Genomic DNA, 17,635 nt, shown 5'->3' on the forward strand with positions numbered 1-17,635 from the left:
AGGGTTATGGCACAAGGCCGCCATTGTGGCGGCTCGAACGTTTCAGCTCAAGCGCGTAACCGCCGGCAGTTCCATGGCGCGGACTTCGCCTTGCAGGAAGTCGCTGAGGCGGCGCAAACGTTCACCTCCCGGACGGGTCTTTGGCCACACCAGGTAATAATTCAGTCCGCTGGCGACGGCCGTCGGCCACGGCAGACTCAGTCGTCCCTGCGCCACATCTTCGGCGACCATCAACAGGTCGCCCATCGACACACCATAACCGCGCGCCGCGGCGATCATCCCTAACTCAAGCGTATCGAACACCTGTCCGCCCTTGAGCGACACCTGATCGGACAGCCCCATGTGCTCCAGCCAACTGCGCCAGTCACGACGATCCGGGGTTGGATGGAGCAATTCGGTGGACGCCAGCCGGGCCAAATCCCATGGCTGATCATTCAGCAGGTTTGGCGCACCCACCGGAATCAGTTCTTCGGGAAATAACAGGCTCGCCTCCCAGTCCGGTGGAAAATGCCCGTCACTCAACAGGACAGCGCAATCAAAAGGCTCATCGTTGAAGTCCACCGAATCCACATCCATCCAGGCGCTGGTCAGTTGCACTTCGTTGCCCGGCTGCAAGTGGCGGAAGCGACTGAGCCGTGCCAGCAGCCAGCGCATGGTCAGGGTCGACGGCGCCTTCATACGCAGAATGTCGTCTTCGGCGCGCAAGGTATTGCAGGCCCGCTCCAGCGCCGTGAAGCCTTCGCGGATGCCGGGCAACAGCAGGCGAGCGGCCTCGGTCAGTTGCAGGTTTCGACCACTGCGGTGGAATAGCCGGCAAGCGAAATGATCTTCCAGGGTTCGAATATGCCGACTGACTGCGCTCTGGGTGATCGACAACTCTTCCGCCGCACGGGTGAACGAACTGTGCCGTGCCGCTGCTTCAAATGCGCGCAGGGCATACAAGGGAGGAAGACGACGAGACATGCAGAAAGCTCCTATAGCGGGATGCAGCCAGTCTGACGAAAACTGCTCAAGATGAGTTTTAATCATGCCACCCATCCTTTTTATCCCTTTGTGCAAAACCTGCCAAGCGCCGAGAATCGACGGTCTTCTGTTCCCTCTGAAAATCGAGTGGTGATGACCATGCAGCATCCTGTGCGTACCGAACTCTGGGCCATTCTGCGGCTGGCAGGGCCGTTGATTGCTTCACAGTTGGCGCACATGTTGATGGTGCTGACTGACACTTTAATGATGGCCCGCCTGAGTCCCGAAGCGCTCGCGGGCGGCGGTCTCGGTGCAGCGACTTACTCGTTCGTATCGATTTTCTGCATCGGCGTGATTGCGGCAGTCGGCACGCTGGTGGCGATTCGCAAAGGCGCCGGCGACATCATTGGCGCCGCACGGCTGACTCAGGCCGGGCTGTGGCTGGCGTGGCTGATGGCGTTGGGCGCCGGGTTGTTGCTGTGGAATCTGAAACCGGTGTTGCTGTTGTTCGGCCAGACCGAAACCAACGTCAACGCCGCCGGGCAATTCCTCATCGCCCTGCCCTTCGCCCTGCCCGGCTACTTGAGCTTCATGGCCCTGCGCGGTTTTACCAGCGCGATTGGCCGGGCGACGCCGGTGATGGTTATCAGCCTGGCCGGCACGGTGGCCAACTTCCTGCTCAATTACGCGCTGATCACCGGCATGTTCGGCCTGCCGAAAATGGGTCTGACCGGGATCGGCCTGGTCACGGCGATTGTCGCCAACTGCATGGCGTTGGCATTGGCCTGGCACATCCGTCGGCATCCGGCTTATGACGCTTACCCTTTGCGTGCGGGCCTGTCGCGACCGAACCGGCAATACCTGAAAGAACTGTGGCGCCTCGGTCTGCCGATTGGCGGCACCTACGCTGTGGAAGTGGGCTTGTTCGCCTTCGCGGCGCTGTGCATGGGCACCATGGGCAGCACGCAGTTGGGCGCACACCAGATCGCCCTGCAGATTGTTTCGGTGGCATTCATGGTGCCGGCGGGGATGTCGTACGCAATCACCATGCGCGTCGGCCAGCATTACGGCGCCGGTCAATTGAGCGATGCACGGATGTCCGGCCGGGTCGGGATCGTCTTTGGCGCCGTGGTCATGCTGGGTTTCGCCATGGTGTTCTGGCTGCTGCCAAATGAGTTGGTCGGGTTGTTCCTCGATCACAACGATCCAGCGTTTGCCGAGGTGATTCGCCTCGCGGTGAGCCTGCTGGCGGTGGCGGCGTGGTTTGAATTGTTCGACGGTACGCAGACGATTGCCATGGGCTGCATACGTGGGCTCAAGGATGCGAAGACCACGTTTCTGGTCGGGCTCGGCTGCTATTGGCTGATCGGCGCGCCGGCGGCCTGGTGGATGGCGTTCCACCTCAATTGGGGGCCGACGGGGGTCTGGTGGGGATTGGCGTTGGGGTTGGCGTGTGCAGCGGTGAGTTTGACCCTGGCGTTCGAATGGAAGATGAAGCGGATGATTCGGCTGGAGCCTGCGTCATCAAGTCAGTTCACTGTCCCGCAGACCGACTGAGATCCCTTGTAGGAGTGAGCCTGCTCGCGATAGCGGTGTGTCAGACAACTCATCATTTTTGACACACCGCTATCGCGAGCAGGCTCACTCCTACATTGGTTATGTGCTCAGTTCACGATTTCGAGGGCTGGCTGCTGACTCGATCCAAACGTCAGATATTCCACCAACTCCGCCAACGGCAACGGCCGGCTGATCAGATAGCCCTGCACCTGATCGCAACCAAATCCGCGCAGCAGCTCCAGTTGTTCCGGCGTCTCGACCCCTTCGGCGACCACTTCCAGATGCAGGTTGTGCGCAAGATTGATCATCGCGTGCACCAGTTTGCGGTTCTCTTCGCGCTGCTCCATGCCGCCGACAAAGCTCTTGTCGATTTTCAGCAAGGTGATCGGCAGGCTGTTGAGGTGCACGAACGAGGAAAACCCGGTGCCGAAGTCATCCAGCGAGAAACGCACACCGAGGCGGCCGAGGGCGTCCATGGTCTGCTTGACCAGATCGCTGCGGCGCATCACTGCGGTTTCGGTCAGTTCAAACTCCAGCCATTGCGCTTCAACACCGCGCTCAGCAATCAAGCGACTAAGCGTCGGCAACAACTGACTGTCCTGAAACTGGCGGAACGACAGGTTGATCGCCATGTGCAGCGCCGGCAACCCGCGCTCGCGCAGCGCCTGCATGTCACGCAGGGCCCGGGAAATCACCCAGTAACCCAGCGGTACGATCAAACCGCTCTGCTCGGCCAAAGGGACAAATTCACTTGGCGGCAGCAAACCGCGTTCGCCATGGCGCCAGCGTACCAACGCTTCGAGGCCAACAATCTGGCCATCCTGAAGATTCAGGCGTGGCTGGTAATGCAGCTCCAGCTCATCGCGACGCAACGCCCGGCGCAGTTCGCTTTCCAGATCAGCCATGCTCCGCGCGTTGCGGTTGATACGTTCGTTGAAGATATGAAAGGTGCAGCCCTGGGTACTTTTCGCTTGCTGCATGGCGATGTGCGCGTGCCACATCAGCGGGTCGGCGCCGCCCTGCGCACGGGCGTGGGCGATGCCGAGGCTGGAGCCGATCAGCAGGCTTTCGCCATCAACCCAATACGGTTCGGCGAGCGCTTCGGTGATGCGTTCGGCCATCCATTCGGCGCGCTGCGGCGCCCGGCGGGTGTCGATCAGCAAAGCGAATTCGTCGCTGCCCAGCCGCGCCAGTTGATCACCGGCCTCCAGCTGACTTTTCAGCCGCGCGACAACCTGCAGGATCAAGCGATCGCCAGCCTGATGGCCAAGCGCATCGTTGGCATGACGGAAGTTGTCGAGATCGAGATGCCCGAGGGCCAGGCCACGACCGTCGTTTTCCGCGAGGCGAGCGGCGAGCAAGGTCTGGAAACCCTGACGGTTGGCGATGCCGGTCAGCGGGTCCTGTTCAGCGAGGCGTTGCAGGGTGTTTTCGAGAACGCCGCGTTCGCGCACATGGCGCAGGCAACGGCGCAGCATATCGGCGTCGAGGGCATCGAACACCAGCCAGTCACTGACGCCAACCGGCGCGGTGTCCGGTTCGTGTTCCAGCAGCAATACCGTCGGCAGGCTGCAACGGCCGGGTGCCGGTTGCAATGCAGGTATGGTCAACAACACCGCGTGGCGGTTGTCTTCGAACAAACTGCTGACCGACTCCCAGCTCGGCGCGCTGATCAGCACCGCCGCGCTCCCCATCGGAGCCAGACACTCACGCAATAACGCTGTCCACGCTGGCTCTTCGGCCAGTAGCAGCAAACGCAAGGGTTCGACAGGCGTAGACAAGCTAGCTCCCTAGACTCTGCAAAGATGTGGGCGGGGCATTATGCCGTTGCGATGTTCAATGACCAAATGACAACGGTTATCAAAACGTTATTTTGTGTCACGAATGAGTACATTAGCCGCAAAATCACCGCGCATCCTCCGCGAAAGTAACAAAACCGGCAAATTTGAATCGCGTGATACGTCACAAGTCGGAGAGAGCAGCACAATTCTCTGAGCCTGTTAAAATGCCGGCCCATTTCGTCAACGACTCCCGAATTTTCGTATGTCCCGACTCAATCCCCGGCAGCAAGAAGCCGTGAACTACGTCGGCGGCCCTCTATTGGTGCTCGCCGGTGCTGGCTCCGGCAAGACCAGCGTGATCACGCGCAAAATCGCGCACCTGATCCAGAACTGCGGCATCCGCGCCCAGTACATCGTCGCCATGACCTTTACCAACAAGGCCGCGCGCGAGATGAAAGAGCGGGTCGGCACCCTGCTGCGGGCCGGCGAAGGGCGCGGCCTGACCGTCTGCACCTTCCACAACCTCGGTCTGAACATCATCCGCAAGGAACACGTGCGGTTGGGCTACAAACCCGGTTTTTCGATCTTCGACGAGACCGATGTAAAAGCGCTGATGACCGACATCATGCAGAAGGAATACGCGGGCGACGACGGCGTCGACGAGATCAAGAACATGATCGGCGCTTGGAAAAACGACTTGATCCTGCCGCCTCAGGCGCTGGAGAACGCGCGCAATCCCAAGGAACAGACCGCCGCGATCGTCTACACCCACTATCAGCGCACGCTGAAAGCGTTCAACGCCGTGGACTTCGATGACCTGATCCTGCTGCCGGTAAAACTCTTCGAAGAACACGCCGACATTCTCGAAAAGTGGCAGAACAAGGTCCGTTACCTACTGGTCGACGAATACCAGGACACCAACGCGAGCCAGTACCTGCTGGTGAAAATGCTCATCGGCACGCGCAACCAGTTCACCGTGGTAGGCGACGACGACCAGTCGATCTATGCCTGGCGCGGCGCGCGGCCGGAAAACCTGATGCTGCTCAAGGACGACTATCCATCGCTGAAAGTGGTGATGCTCGAGCAGAACTACCGCTCGACGAGTCGCATCCTGCGCTGCGCCAACGTGCTGATTTCGAACAACCCGCACGAATTCGAAAAGCAGCTGTGGAGTGAGATGGGCCACGGCGACGAGATCCGCGTGATCCGCTGCCGCAACGAAGACGCCGAAGCCGAGCGCGTGGCGATGGAAATCCTCAGCCTGCACTTGCGCACCGACCGCCCGTACAGCGATTTCGCCATCCTTTATCGCGGTAACTATCAGGCCAAGCTGATCGAACTGAAGCTGCAGCACCATCAGGTGCCGTACCGCCTGAGCGGCGGCAACAGCTTCTTCGGCCGTCAGGAAGTGAAAGACCTGATGGCCTACTTCCGCCTGATCGTGAACCCGGATGATGACAACGCCTTCCTGCGCGTGATCAACGTGCCGCGCCGTGAAATCGGCTCGACCACCCTGGAAAAACTCGGCAACTACGCCACCGAACGCAAAATCTCGATGTACGCCGCCACCGATGAAATCGGTCTGGGCGAACATCTGGACAGCCGCTTCACCGATCGCCTGTCGCGCTTCAAGCGCTTTATGGACAAGGTCCGCGAGCAGTGCGCCGGCGAAGACCCGATCTCGGCGCTGCGCAGCATGGTCATGGACATCGACTACGAGAACTGGCTGCGCACCAACAGCTCCAGCGACAAAGCCGCCGATTATCGGATGAGCAACGTCTGGTTCCTGATCGAGGCGTTGAAAAACACCCTCGAAAAGGACGAAGAAGGCGAAATGACCGTCGAGGATGCGATCGGCAAACTGGTCCTGCGCGACATGCTCGAACGTCAGCAGGAAGAAGAGGATGGCGCCGAAGGCGTGCAGATGATGACCTTGCACGCCTCCAAGGGTCTGGAATTCCCCTACGTGTTCATCATGGGCATGGAAGAGGAAATCCTCCCGCACCGCTCCAGCATCGAAGCCGACACCATCGAAGAAGAACGCCGCCTGGCCTACGTGGGCATCACCCGCGCGCGCCAGACCCTGGCCTTCACCTTCGCCGCCAAGCGCAAGCAGTACGGCGAGATCATCGACTGCGCGCCGAGCCGCTTCCTCGATGAGCTGCCGCCGGACGATCTGGCCTGGGAAGGCAACGACGACACACCGACCGAAGTCAAAGTCGTGCGTGGCAATAGCGCATTGGCTGATATACGCGCGATGTTAAAGCGCTAGAATTGACCACTTTTTACTAGACCTTCGGCGCACAAAGCGCCAAATGAGGACAGCTTCATGGAAGCATTGCACCAGAAAATCCGCGAACAAGGCATTGTGCTTTCCGACCAGGTCCTGAAGGTCGACGCCTTCCTGAACCACCAGATCGACCCGGCCCTGATGAAGCTGATCGGCGACGAATTCGCCACGCTGTTCAAGGATTCGGGCATCACCAAGATCGTCACCATCGAAGCCTCGGGCATCGCCCCGGCGATCATGACCGGTCTGAACCTCGGCGTGCCGGTGATCTTCGCCCGCAAGCAACAGTCCCTGACCCTGACGGAAAACCTGCTGTCAGCGACCGTTTACTCGTTCACCAAAAAGACCGAAAGCACCGTGGCCATCTCCCCGCGTCACCTGACCAGCAGCGACCGCGTGCTGATCATCGACGACTTTTTGGCCAACGGTAAGGCGTCGCAAGCGCTGATCTCGATCATCAAACAGGCCGGCGCGACCGTTGCCGGTCTCGGCATCGTCATCGAGAAGTCGTTCCAGGGCGGCCGCGCCGAACTGGATTCGCAGGGCTACCGCGTTGAATCGCTGGCTCGCGTGAAATCGCTGAAGGATGGCGTCGTCACCTTCATCGAATAAGCCAGCAGCACCGCAGTCCCCCTGTAGGAGTGAGCCTGCTCGCGATAGCGTAGTGTCAGTCGACACCTTGGTTGACTGACACTACGCGCTCGCGAGCAAGCTCGCTCCCACAGGTAAGTCTCAAGCCTTCGACAAATCCATTCTGTACCCCGCCCCCGGCACTCCCTCATGCATCGCAGCTTGAATATCCGCATACAAGGCATTCGCCTCGCCGGTAGTAATCGAGCGCGAACAATCCCGTAGCACGACATGCAAAAGCACGTTCTCCTGACCCGGCAGCATTCCGAGTCGCTCAATGGCTTGCGCCGGTAAATCCGTACGCTGCCAACGCCCCTTGATTCGCATCTCCTCGATCCACCCAGAACAATCACCCGCCGCTTGCAACATCCTCTCGGTCAATACCTCTTCACTCAATCCCGGCGTTACCGCCAACGAGATATCGCGGGCAATCGACGGCAAACGAGATACCGCAGTCCAAGAATCCAGATCATGCATCTGCGCCTGCACGCGCACATTCTGATCACGCAACAAACGAATATCAGGAATGCCTTTGCGCAACATCGTCAGGCGATCCAGCCCCATCCCAAGAGCGAGCCCGCCATGGCGCAGAGGATCAATCTGCAAACGCTGCAATAGCGACTTCGCGATACGCCCGCACTCTAGAACCTCAACCGGCACGCCATCATTCAACACATTCACTTCAATCCCGCCCTCGGTGTAGTGATGTGGACTATCGCTATAAACCCAGGATTTTTCAGGAACGGCCAACTGCAAAATATCGCCAACAAGCCGCAGCAAATGCTCATGGGATGCCAACTCCGGGTCGCCCAACACCCAAATATCCATTTGATGCGGCTCGGCGCAATGCCAACGATCTCGGCTATCACGCCTGAAGGTAATGCCTGGCGCTGCCAGCAAAATGGTTTGTCCCGGCTGACGAACCTCGGCGGCCTGCTGAAGCGCCGCAGGGATCTGGCTCGTGGTCTGTGTTCGCAAAAGCGAATGCTCATCGACCCAACGTGTGTGCTCACTGCCGAGGGTAATTTCTGTCGGGTCGTAACCAAGCAAACCGTAGTTTTCTTCTGCGGACACAATCCTTGGGCCAATCTGCAACTGTGCTCGGGGCCAGCCCTTTTCTTCGAGTCCCTGAAGGACCTCATTCAGTAATAGTCGGATAGCGTGATCAGGGTGGCTCTTTTCGGTTAAGTCAGTGAGGAGTAAGGCTTGGTGGACAGCTACATCTGTCAGGTATTTCTTTGATGTGTGCACTGTGTGCCCTCTGGATTTCGGCTGGCTAGAAGTCCTCTTAAAAAACGCCCACAAACAAACCTATCGATAGGCGAACGCCGACGACAATCCAAATACTCATTGATTGATGATTTTCAGAACGGGACTACAGAAGTCATTCCGTATCCATTCAGATCTCGGGCATACCCCGTGTAGGAGCTGTCGAGTGCAACGAGGTTGCGATCTTTTGATCTGCTCAAAGATCAGGATCAAAAGATCGCAGCGTGCCGCAGCTTCTACGGGGTTTGGATGGTGGCTTTCAGGCCGGTGAGGAGCAGGCGTTGGAAGAGGTCTTCTTTCAGGCCTTCCGGGTGGGTGAGTTGCATGCGTTCAAGATGCTCGGGGTAGAGCGATGCTTCGGGGGCGTCGAGGGCTGCTTTGCCGAGTTCGAGGATTTCGGTGAGTTTGAATTTGCTCTTCAGCCAGTTCAGCGCGCGCAGCAGATCGCGTTCGATCGCAGTGAAATCACAGCCCAGCGGGTACTCCGGAAACAGGTTTTTGTGCCGTGCGGCAATCGCTTGCAAACGCTGCGGCGTGTTCTCGGTGAAGCGTGGATCGAGACGGAAATCCTTTGGCAGCTTGCCGACTTTTTGCGCTTGCTCGATCAAACCCTGCTGGAAGCGAGAGTCACTGATATTCAGCAATGACTCAATCACCACCGCGTCGGATTTGCCACGCAAATCAGCGATGCCGTATTCGGTCACGACGATGTCGCGCAGGTGCCGTGGGATCGTGCAGTGGCCGTATTCCCAGACGATGTTGGAGCTGACGTCGCCACCGGATTCGCGCCAGCTACGCAGGATCAGAATCGAACGGGCATCGTGCAACGCGTGACCCTGCGCGACGAAGTTGTACTGCCCGCCGACACCGCTGAGTACCCGTCCGTCTTCGAGTTGATCCGCCACGCCAGCGCCAAGCAGGGTCATGGTGAATACGGTGTTGATGAACCGCGCATCAAGGCGTTGCAGGCGCTTGAGTTCTTCCTGTCCGTAGAGCTCGTTGATGTAGCTGATGCGGGTCATGTTGAATTCGAGGCGTTTGCTCTGCGGTAACTCGCGCAAGCGCTCGTAGAAACTGCGCGGGCCGAGGAAGAAGCCGCCGTGCACCGAGATGCCGTCAGTCTGCGCCGCCTCGTTGAGGGTGCCGGCGTTGGCCTGTTCCTGCGTTGGCACATCGGGGTAGACCTTGCGGCGGATGATCCCGGCATCCGCCAGCACCAGCAGACCGTTGACGAACATTTCGCTGCAACCGTACAGGCCTTTGGCGAACGGCCCCGTGCCGCCCTCGCGCTCGATCAATTGCGCCCACTGGCTGAGGTTGATGTCGTCGAGCAACGCCCTATAACCGGTGTTATCCGCCTGACGCGCCAGCAATGCGGCGGTCAACGCGTCGCCCATCGAACCGATGCCGATCTGCAACGTACCGCCGTCGCGCACCAGCGTACTCGCGTGCAAGCCAATGAAATGATCCTGAAATCCCACCGGCATGTTCGGCGTGGAGAACAGCGTGCTGCTGTCCTTCGCGTCGATCAGCAGGTCGAAGGTGTCGATATCGACTTCTGCATCGCCGGGCATATACGGCAAATCGGTGTGCACCTGGCCGACCAGCAGAATCGTCTCCCCGGCGTCCCGGCGCTTGGCGATCATCGGCAACAGGTCGAGGGTGATGTCGGGATTGCAACTCAGGCTCAGTCGATCGGGATGCTCGCTGCTGCTGGCCAGTAATTGCGCCACCAGATTGAGCCCGGCGGCGTTGATGTCACGGGCGGCGTGGCTGTAATTGCTGCTGACGTAATCCTGCTGGGCCGGCGCGCTGTTGAGCAGGCTGCCGGGCTGCATGAAGAACTGTTCGATGCGGATGTTCGCGGGCAGGCTGTCGCGGTGCAGGTCGGCGAGGAAATCGAATTCCGGATAGTCACCGAAGACGCGCTCGACGAAGGGTTCGATGAAGCGTTTTTGCAAGCCGTCGCCCAACGCCGGGCGGCCGAGGCACAGTGCGGTATAGATCGTCAGTTGCCGCTCGGGCAGGCCTTTGATCCGCCGGTACAGCGCGTTGACGAAGTGATTGGGTTTGCCCAGGCCCAGCGGCATGCCCATGTGGATATGCGCCGGCAAGCGCGCCAGCACGTCGTCCACTGCCTGTTCGATCGAACACAACTGCACCATCTGAAGCCTCCTGCCCGTTCCGTGAATAGGGGTAGACCGAGCTTGCCTTGAGTTTGCTGCAATGAACAGCTTCAGAGTGGGTGTGCGCTGTTCTTGAAATGTTTTTCCGACTCGAAATTGTTGCCCTCACCCTAGCCCTCTCCCAGAGGTAGAGGGGACTGATTGGGGGTTGCTGTGAAGATACGCCGACGTGAAAGTGATGTGCTGAATCCATAATCGCCAAGGTCTTTCAGGTCGATGTATAGCGAAAGACACTTTGGTCGGCCCCCTCTCCCTCCGGGAGAGGGCTGGGGTGAGGGCTACTAAATCGCAGGCACAAAAAAACCGTCCGAAGACGGTTTTTTTCGTCAGAAGCGCGGCTTATTTCAGGCCGGACATCTTCTCGATTGCGCCTTTCAGGTCGGCGTCGGAGCAGTCAGCGCAGGTGCCTTTAGGCGGCATGGCATTGATGCCGGTGATGGCCTTGGCCAGGATGCCGTCGAGGCCGCCCTGGTGATCGGCTCGTTCTTTCCAGGCTGCGGTGTCACCGATTTTCGGCGCGCCTAAAAGGCCGGAGCCATGGCAAGCGTTGCAATGTTTGGCAATGATTGAGTCTGGAGTCTTGGCATCACCGCCGCCGGCAGTTGCAGCCACTTCCATCCCCTTGCATTCCTGCCCTTGGACACACACCTGGCCGACCGGCTCGAGGCGTTTGGCAATGTCGTCATTCGTCGCAGCTTGAGCGCTGACAGCCCAGAGGGCCAGTACGGTTGCTGGTGCGGCCAGCATTTTCATAATTAGGTTCACGCGTTCACCCTCAATGGTGGCTATTCACGCCTGCGGCCACGGTTCGCAGGCGGGCGGAAGTATAGCGGGTAGGCCGTCACACTGAAACAACCCCATAGTCGAAGGGGTTATACCGCACGGTAGAAAAACGGTCCGGATGCCTTTGCCATCATGGCTTGGCACCTCTTTGTTAAAAATTCGCCGGCGTGGCTGCGCTGATTAGTCGCGCAGGCAAGTCGAACGGATTACGGAAACGATGCGGCTTGGTACTTTCAAAGTAGTAGCTGTCGCCGGCTTCGAGAATAAAAGTTTCCAGACCCACCACCAGTTCCAGACGACCTTCCACCAGAATCCCGGTTTCCTCGCCTTCATGGGTGAGCATTTCTTCGCCGGTATCGGCGCCCGGCGGGTAGATTTCATTGAGGAAGGCGATGGCGCGGCTGGGGTGCGCGCGGCCGACCAGTTTCATGGTCACGGCGCCGTCGGAAATGTCGATCAGCTCGTTGGCCTTGTAGACAATCTGGGTCGGGACTTCCTGCAGGATTTCTTCGGAAAAGAACTCGACCATGGACATGGGGATGCCGCCCAGTACCTTCCTCAGCGAACTGATCGAAGGACTGACGCTGTTCTTTTCGATCATCGAAATGGTGCTGTTGGTGACGCCCGCGCGTTTGGCGAGTTCACGCTGGGAAAGCCCTTTGAGCTTGCGGATCGATTGCAGTCGTTCACCGACGTCCAAGGCGGGAGCCTCCTGATGTTGTAAGAATATTGAGCGTTATCATGGCGACAGCGTTCAGTATTTACAACACTTGGCCCCCGCAGCGGCGTCAACCCTCGGAATAGAGCCTTGGCACCCGACGCAGGTTGCAGAAGATCTGGTACGGAATGGTGTCGGCCCACTGCGCCACTTCGCTGGCGAGGATGTTTTTGCCCCACAATTCGACGGTCGAACCGAGGTCGGCTTCCGGCACATCGGTCAGATCGATGCAGAGCATGTCCATCGACACGCGACCGAGAATGCGGCTGCGCTTGCCAGCCACCAAAACCGGCGTGCCGGTCGGCGCCTGACGCGGGTAGCCATCGGCGTAACCCATGGCGACCACGCCGATGCGCATCGGCTTGTCGGTGATGAATTTGGCGCCGTAGCCTACGGGCTCGCCAGCCGGCAGTTCACGCACGCTGATGACTTTCGATTCCAGGGTCATTACCGGTTGCAGGCGATCAGCCACGGCGTTGGCCTCTTCGAACGGGGTCGCGCCGTAAAGCATGATGCCCGGGCGCACCCAGTCACTGTGAATCCTGGGCCAACCGAGCACGGCTGGCGAGTTGCGCAGGCTGACTTCAGCGGCCAGCCCCTGCCGCGCCGCTTCAAACACCGCGACTTGCTCGGTGCTGCTCTGCGCGTGCAATTCATCGGCGCGAGCGAAGTGGCTCATCAACACAATCTTCGCCACTTTGCCGCTAGCCAACAGACGCTGGTAAGCCGCCGGATAATCCTTTGGATGCAGACCCACGCGGTGCATGCCCGAATCGAGCTTCAGCCAAACAGTGATCGGTTTGCTCAGGGCTGCCTGTTCGATCGCTTCGAGTTGCCACAGCGAATGCACGACGGTCCAGAAATCATGCTCGACGATCAACGCCAGCTCATCGGCCTCGAAGATCCCTTCCAGCAACAACACCGGCGCACGAATGCCGGCAGCGCGCAGCTCCAAAGCCTCCTCGATGCAGGCAACGGCAAACCCGTCGGCCTCGGCTTCCAGCGCCTGCGCGCAACGCACCGCGCCATGGCCGTAGGCATCGGCCTTGATCACCGCAAGCGCCTTGGCGCCGGTGACTTCGCGGGCAATTCGGTAGTTGTGGCGCAGGGCTTCTAGGTCGATCAGGGCACGGGCAGGACGCATGGCGGCAGACTTCTAGGCGGTCATGGGAAGAAAAACCGGCGCCGACTGACGACGTGAACCGCCAACAGCGCCGGGAGAGGGATCTTTAAAACAGTTACGGCAGCGCGGCGACGATGGAGATCTCCACCAGAATGCTCGGCTTGGCCATCTTCGCCTCGACGGTGGCGCGGGCCGGGGCAGCGCCTTTTGGCAGCCACTGGTCCCACACCGAATTCATCCCGGCGAAGTGCGCCTCGATGTCGTTCAGATAGATCGTCGCCGAGAGCAGGTGTTGTTTGTCAGTGCCGGCCAGATCAAGCAAACGCTCGATATTGGCCAGTACGTCGCGGGTCTGCTGTTCAACCCCGGCGTCGAAGTCGTCGCCGACCTGCCCGGCCAGATACACGGTGCCGTTGTGGCTGACGATCTGACTCATGCGCTCATTGGTGAGCTGGCGCTGGATTGACATGTTTTGCGGACTCCTGGGTTTTGTTGCCGTAACGGGAAATATCGAGGCCTTCAGCGCTGATCTGTGGCTTTTTCTTCGCCATCAGGTCGGCCAGCAAACGACCGGAACCGCACGCCATGGTCCAACCGAGCGTGCCGTGACCGGTGTTGAGGAACAGGTTCTTGAACGGCGTGGCGCCAACGATCGGCGTGCCGTCCGGGGTGGTCGGACGCAGGCCGGTCCAGAAACTCGCCTCGGCCAGATTGCCGCCCTGAGGATAAAGGTCGTTTACGATCATCTCCAGGGTTTCGCGGCGACGCGGGTTCAGCGACAGGTCAAAACCGGCGATCTCGGCCATGCCACCGACGCGGATGCGGTTGTCGAAACGGGTGATCGCGACCTTGTACGTCTCGTCGAGAATAGTCGAGGTTGGGGCCATGGCCGGATTGGTGATCGGCACAGTCAGCGAGTAACCCTTGAGCGGATACACCGGGGCTTTAATGCCCAGTGGCTTGAGCAGTTGCGGCGAATAACTGCCGAGGGCCAGCACGTAACGGTCGGCGGTTTCCAGCTTGCCATCGATCCATACGCCGTTGATGCGATCACCGGCGTAGTCGAGTTTCTGGATGTCCTGGCCGAAGCGGAATTCGACACCGAGCTTCACGGCCATTTCGGCGAGGCGCGTGGTGAACATCTGACAGTCGCCAGTCTGGTCGTTCGGCAGGCGCAGGGCACCGGCGAGGATGTCAGTCACGCCCGCCAGCGCCGGTTCAACCCGGGCAATGCCGGCGCGGTCGAGGACTTCAAACGGCACACCAGACTCTTTCAGCACGGCGATGTCTTTGGCGGCGCCATCAAGCTGCGCCTGAGTGCGGAACAGCTGAGTCGTGCCGAGGCTGCGGCCTTCGTAGGCAATGCCGGTTTCAGCGCGCAGTTCGTCGAGGCAGTCGCGGCTGTACTCGGACAGGCGCACCATGCGCTCCTTGTTCACCGCGTAACGGCTGGCGGTGCAGTTGCGCAGCATCTGCGCCATCCACAGGTACTGGTCGATGTCGGCGGTGGCCTTGATCGCGAGAGGGGCGTGGCGTTGCAGCAACCACTTGATCGCCTTCAGCGGCACGCCCGGCGCGGCCCACGGCGAGGCATAGCCCGGCGACACCTGGCCGGCGTTGGCGAAACTGGTCTCCATGGCCGCAGCGGGCTGCCGGTCGACCACCACCACTTCAAACCCGGCACGGGCCAGATAGTAAGCACTGGCGGTACCGATGACGCCGCTACCCAAGACCATTACGCGCATTTTTGTATCCCTCATCGCGGCAGGGCCGCGTACGTCTGTTGTTAGAGCAATGATGCGCGCAGTGTAAAAAAGAAATGCCAGTGCTTTTCACTATATAAGCGCCTATATTTGGCGACAATTCTCGGCAAAAACCCTTTTCACGGAGGCGCATCCCCTATGCGTACCAACACTCAGACCAAACGTGAGCTGGACAAGATCGACCGCAACATCTTGCGGATCCTGCAGGCGGACGGGCGGATTTCCTTTACCGAACTCGGCGAAAAGGTCGGCCTCTCCACCACGCCATGCACCGAGCGGGTGCGGCGTCTGGAGCGCGAAGGGATCATCATGGGCTACAACGCCCGGCTGAATCCGCAGCACTTGAAGGGTAGCTTGCTGGTGTTCGTCGAGATCAGCCTCGACTACAAATCCGGCGACACGTTCGAGGAGTTCCGCCGCGCGGTGCTGAAGTTGCCGCACGTGCTGGAGTGTCACTTGGTGTCGGGGGATTTCGACTATCTGGTGAAGGCGCGGATTTCCGAGATGGCCTCGTACCGCAAGCTGCTGGGCGACATCCTGCTGAAGCTGCCGCATGTGCGGGAGTCGAAGAGCTATATCGTGATGGAAGAGGTTAAGGAGAGCCTGAGCCTGCCGATTCCGGATTGAGTTTTTGAAGATCAAAAGATCGCAGCCTTCGGCAGCTCCTACATGGGAATGCATATCTCTGTAGGAGCTGCCGAAGGCTGCGATCTTTTAAACCAACACCTGCCGATTCGCCGCCATGTACTCGAAAATCTGCTTTTCAACTCGCGGATGAATCAGCTCCACCGGCCGCCGCTCATTCGGGCACGGCAAGGTTTTGGTCGTGCCGAACAAGCGGCAAATCAGCGGCCGCTCCTCATATACCGTGCAGCCATTCGGCCCCAGATGCACACAGTTCAACTCTTCCATCGCCGCATCTTGCTCGGCGCGGGTCTTGCGCGGCAGGCGGGACATTTCTTCCGGCGAGGTGGTCACCGGTCCACAGCAATCGTGGCAGCCGGGCACACACTCGAACGAGGGGATCTGCTGACGCAAGGTGCGGACTGTCTGGCTGTTGCAGCTCATCGAAACGGTAACCAAGGTGGAATAGACGGCAATTGTGCCGCAAAAGCCGTGATCCAGACACCGCAGGCCGACCAGTGTTGCCCACGTTCAGGCGTGCGGCTTATGCTCCGTCAAATTTTCTCGACACTTAGCCGTTGGATGACGCCCATGACTGCCCGCGCCTTCACCTCCGCGAGCCAACCCCACGTTGCCTCTTACTACGCCGCCAGCAGCCTGCCGCAGCCGGATCATCCTGCGCTGCAAGGTGAAATGGTGGCTGATGTCTGCGTGGTTGGTGGCGGTTTTTCCGGGTTGAACACGGCACTGGAACTGGCTGAACGCGGCCTCAGTGTGGTGTTGCTCGAGGCGCACAAGATCGGCTGGGGCGCCAGCGGCCGCAACGGCGGGCAGTTGATTCGCGGCGTCGGTCACGGTCTCGATCAGTTCGCCAATGTCATCGGCAGCGACGGCGTGCGCGAGATGAAACTCATGGGCCTGGAAGCGGTGGACATCGTTCGCCAGCGGGTCGAGCGCTTTCAGATTGCCTGCGACCTGACCTGGGGCTACTGCGATCTCGCCAACAAGCCCGCCGACCTCGAAGGTTTTGCCGAAGACGCCGAAGAACTGCGCAGCCTCGGCTATCGCTACGAAACCCGTCTGCTGCAAGCCAACGAAATGCACACGGTGGTCGGCTCCAAGCGCTATGTCGGCGGTTTGATCGACATGGGGTCAGGGCATTTGCATCCGCTCAATCTCGCATTGGGCGAAGCAGCGGCGGCGCAGCAATTGGGCGTCAAACTGTTTGAACACTCCGCAGTGACGCGTATCGATTACGGCCCTGAAGTCAAAGTCCATACAGCCCAAGGTTTGGTACGCGCGAAAACGCTGGTCCTCGGCTGCAATGCCTATCTCAATGATCTGAATCCGCAACTCAGCGGCAAGGTCCTGCCCGCAGGCAGCTACATCATCGCCACCGAACCGTTGAGCGAAGAACAGGCGCACAGCCTGCTGCCGCAGAACATGGCGGTCTGTGATCAGCGGGTGGCGCTGGATTACTACCGGCTCTCGGCGGATCGTCGTTTGCTGTTCGGCGGCGCCTGCCATTATTCCGGGCGCGATCCGAAGGATATCGGCGCCTACATGCAGCCGAAGATGCTCGAGGTATTCCCGCAATTGGCTGGGGTGAGGATCGATTATCAGTGGGGCGGCATGATCGGCATCGGCGCGAACCGCTTGCCGCAGATTGGCCGGCTCGCGGACCAGCCGAACGTGTATTACGCCCAGGCCTATTCAGGCCACGGGGTGAATGCCACGCACCTGGCGGGCAAGTTGCTGGCCGAGGCGATCAGCGGGCAACAGGGTGGCGGGTTTGATCTGTTTGCCAAGGTGCCGCACATCACCTTCCCGGGCGGCAAGCATTTGCGCTCGCCGTTGTTGGCGTTGGGGATGTTGTGGCATCGCCTTAAAGAGTTGGTCTGATTGATCGTTCCCACGCTCTGCGTGGGAATGCATCCAGTGACGCTCT

The 17,635-nt window shown here is 59.7% G+C and carries 15 protein-coding genes; 5 read left to right on the plus strand and 10 right to left on the minus strand.

The window, feature by feature from the left end; all coding sequences use genetic code 11:
• Positions 1-42: 42 nt before the first annotated feature.
• Positions 43-963, minus strand: coding sequence for a LysR substrate-binding domain-containing protein (locus AB4N44_RS16380; protein WP_460108431.1), 921 nt, complete (start codon positions 961-963; stop codon positions 43-45).
• A 159-nt stretch (positions 964-1,122) separates the two neighbouring features.
• Between AB4N44_RS16380 and AB4N44_RS16385 the strand changes: the two genes are divergently transcribed.
• Positions 1,123-2,520: a NorM family multidrug efflux MATE transporter gene (locus tag AB4N44_RS16385; RefSeq protein WP_460111703.1), complete on the plus strand. Its 1,398-nt coding sequence runs from the start codon at positions 1,123-1,125 to the stop codon at positions 2,518-2,520.
• Positions 2,521-2,627: 107 nt separating this feature from the next.
• On the opposite strand, the gene AB4N44_RS16390 is transcribed toward AB4N44_RS16385, so the two are convergent.
• A complete protein-coding gene (locus tag AB4N44_RS16390) occupies positions 2,628-4,301 on the minus strand; it encodes a putative bifunctional diguanylate cyclase/phosphodiesterase (protein WP_160042323.1) in 1,674 nt (557 codons plus the stop codon).
• A 262-nt stretch (positions 4,302-4,563) separates the two neighbouring features.
• On the opposite strand from AB4N44_RS16390, the gene rep reads away from it, so the two are divergent.
• Complete coding sequence (gene rep, locus AB4N44_RS16395; protein WP_127930218.1) at positions 4,564-6,573, plus strand: DNA helicase Rep; 2,010 nt, start codon at positions 4,564-4,566, stop codon at positions 6,571-6,573.
• Between the two features lie 57 nt (positions 6,574-6,630).
• Positions 6,631-7,203, plus strand: coding sequence for a xanthine phosphoribosyltransferase (locus AB4N44_RS16400; protein ID WP_003229440.1), 573 nt, complete (start codon positions 6,631-6,633; stop codon positions 7,201-7,203).
• 120 nt (positions 7,204-7,323) lie between these two features.
• Here the strand turns inward: AB4N44_RS16400 and srmL are convergent, their stop codons facing one another.
• The 7 genes from srmL to dadA all read right to left on the minus strand — a co-directional run bounded on the left by srmL (position 7,324) and on the right by dadA (position 15,045).
• On the minus strand, positions 7,324-8,472 hold the full coding sequence (srmL, locus tag AB4N44_RS16405) for a PheS-related mystery ligase SrmL (protein ID WP_460108427.1): 1,149 nt from the start codon (positions 8,470-8,472) through the stop codon (positions 7,324-7,326).
• A gap of 254 nt (positions 8,473-8,726) precedes the next feature.
• On the minus strand, positions 8,727-10,655 hold the full coding sequence (locus AB4N44_RS16410; protein ID WP_460108425.1) for an acetyl-CoA hydrolase/transferase C-terminal domain-containing protein: 1,929 nt from the start codon (positions 10,653-10,655) through the stop codon (positions 8,727-8,729).
• A gap of 360 nt (positions 10,656-11,015) precedes the next feature.
• A complete protein-coding gene (locus AB4N44_RS16415; protein WP_102901447.1) occupies positions 11,016-11,429 on the minus strand; it encodes a c-type cytochrome in 414 nt (137 codons plus the stop codon).
• A gap of 181 nt (positions 11,430-11,610) precedes the next feature.
• The gene (locus AB4N44_RS16420; RefSeq protein ID WP_008086779.1) at positions 11,611-12,159 is read right to left on the minus strand and encodes a cupin domain-containing protein; all 549 of its coding nucleotides are present in this window, start codon (positions 12,157-12,159) and stop codon (positions 11,611-11,613) included.
• Between the two features lie 88 nt (positions 12,160-12,247).
• Complete coding sequence (gene alr / locus AB4N44_RS16425; protein WP_150776016.1) at positions 12,248-13,321, minus strand: alanine racemase; 1,074 nt, start codon at positions 13,319-13,321, stop codon at positions 12,248-12,250.
• A gap of 94 nt (positions 13,322-13,415) precedes the next feature.
• The gene (locus AB4N44_RS16430; protein ID WP_077575031.1) at positions 13,416-13,769 is read right to left on the minus strand and encodes a RidA family protein; all 354 of its coding nucleotides are present in this window, start codon (positions 13,767-13,769) and stop codon (positions 13,416-13,418) included.
• Positions 13,741-15,045, minus strand: coding sequence for a D-amino acid dehydrogenase (gene dadA, locus AB4N44_RS16435; RefSeq protein WP_034152046.1), 1,305 nt, complete (start codon positions 15,043-15,045; stop codon positions 13,741-13,743). The genes AB4N44_RS16430 and dadA overlap by 29 nt, the downstream gene beginning before the upstream one ends.
• A 156-nt stretch (positions 15,046-15,201) precedes the next feature.
• On the opposite strand from dadA, the gene AB4N44_RS16440 reads away from it, so the two are divergent.
• Entirely contained in the window at positions 15,202-15,690 is a 489-nt protein-coding gene (locus AB4N44_RS16440) for an Lrp/AsnC ligand binding domain-containing protein (RefSeq protein WP_003177284.1), read from the plus strand.
• A gap of 87 nt (positions 15,691-15,777) precedes the next feature.
• On the opposite strand, the gene AB4N44_RS16445 is transcribed toward AB4N44_RS16440, so the two are convergent.
• Positions 15,778-16,131 (minus strand): YkgJ family cysteine cluster protein, encoded by a 354-nt coding sequence (locus tag AB4N44_RS16445; protein ID WP_016985827.1) that lies wholly within the window; start codon positions 16,129-16,131, stop codon positions 15,778-15,780.
• Positions 16,132-16,278: 147 nt separating this feature from the next.
• On the opposite strand from AB4N44_RS16445, the gene AB4N44_RS16450 reads away from it, so the two are divergent.
• Positions 16,279-17,589 carry an NAD(P)/FAD-dependent oxidoreductase gene (locus AB4N44_RS16450; RefSeq protein WP_460108419.1) on the plus strand — a complete coding sequence of 437 codons (1,311 nt, stop codon included), beginning with the start codon at positions 16,279-16,281 and terminating at the stop codon, positions 17,587-17,589.
• The last annotated feature ends 46 nt before the right edge of the window (positions 17,590-17,635 follow it).

This window comes from Pseudomonas sp. S3_C06 (assembly GCF_054667675.1).

Excerpts from the sequence above, each read along its gene's own strand:
- AB4N44_RS16380 (WP_460108431.1), bottom strand. The coding sequence starts at position 963 with ATGTCTCGTCGTCTTCCTCCCTTGTATGCCCTGCGCGCATTTGAAGCA.
- AB4N44_RS16385 (WP_460111703.1), top strand. The coding sequence starts at position 1,123 with ATGCAGCATCCTGTGCGTACCGAACTCTGGGCCATTCTGCGGCTGGCA.
- rep (WP_127930218.1), top strand. The coding sequence starts at position 4,564 with ATGTCCCGACTCAATCCCCGGCAGCAAGAAGCCGTGAACTACGTCGGC.
- AB4N44_RS16400 (WP_003229440.1), top strand. The coding sequence starts at position 6,631 with ATGGAAGCATTGCACCAGAAAATCCGCGAACAAGGCATTGTGCTTTCC.
- AB4N44_RS16410 (WP_460108425.1), bottom strand. The coding sequence starts at position 10,655 with ATGGTGCAGTTGTGTTCGATCGAACAGGCAGTGGACGACGTGCTGGCG.
- AB4N44_RS16415 (WP_102901447.1), bottom strand. The coding sequence starts at position 11,429 with ATGAAAATGCTGGCCGCACCAGCAACCGTACTGGCCCTCTGGGCTGTC.
- alr (WP_150776016.1), bottom strand. The coding sequence starts at position 13,321 with ATGCGTCCTGCCCGTGCCCTGATCGACCTAGAAGCCCTGCGCCACAAC.
- AB4N44_RS16430 (WP_077575031.1), bottom strand. The coding sequence starts at position 13,769 with ATGTCAATCCAGCGCCAGCTCACCAATGAGCGCATGAGTCAGATCGTC.
- dadA (WP_034152046.1), bottom strand. The coding sequence starts at position 15,045 with ATGCGCGTAATGGTCTTGGGTAGCGGCGTCATCGGTACCGCCAGTGCT.
- AB4N44_RS16440 (WP_003177284.1), top strand. The coding sequence starts at position 15,202 with ATGCGTACCAACACTCAGACCAAACGTGAGCTGGACAAGATCGACCGC.
- AB4N44_RS16445 (WP_016985827.1), bottom strand. The coding sequence starts at position 16,131 with ATGAGCTGCAACAGCCAGACAGTCCGCACCTTGCGTCAGCAGATCCCC.
- AB4N44_RS16450 (WP_460108419.1), top strand. The coding sequence starts at position 16,279 with ATGACTGCCCGCGCCTTCACCTCCGCGAGCCAACCCCACGTTGCCTCT.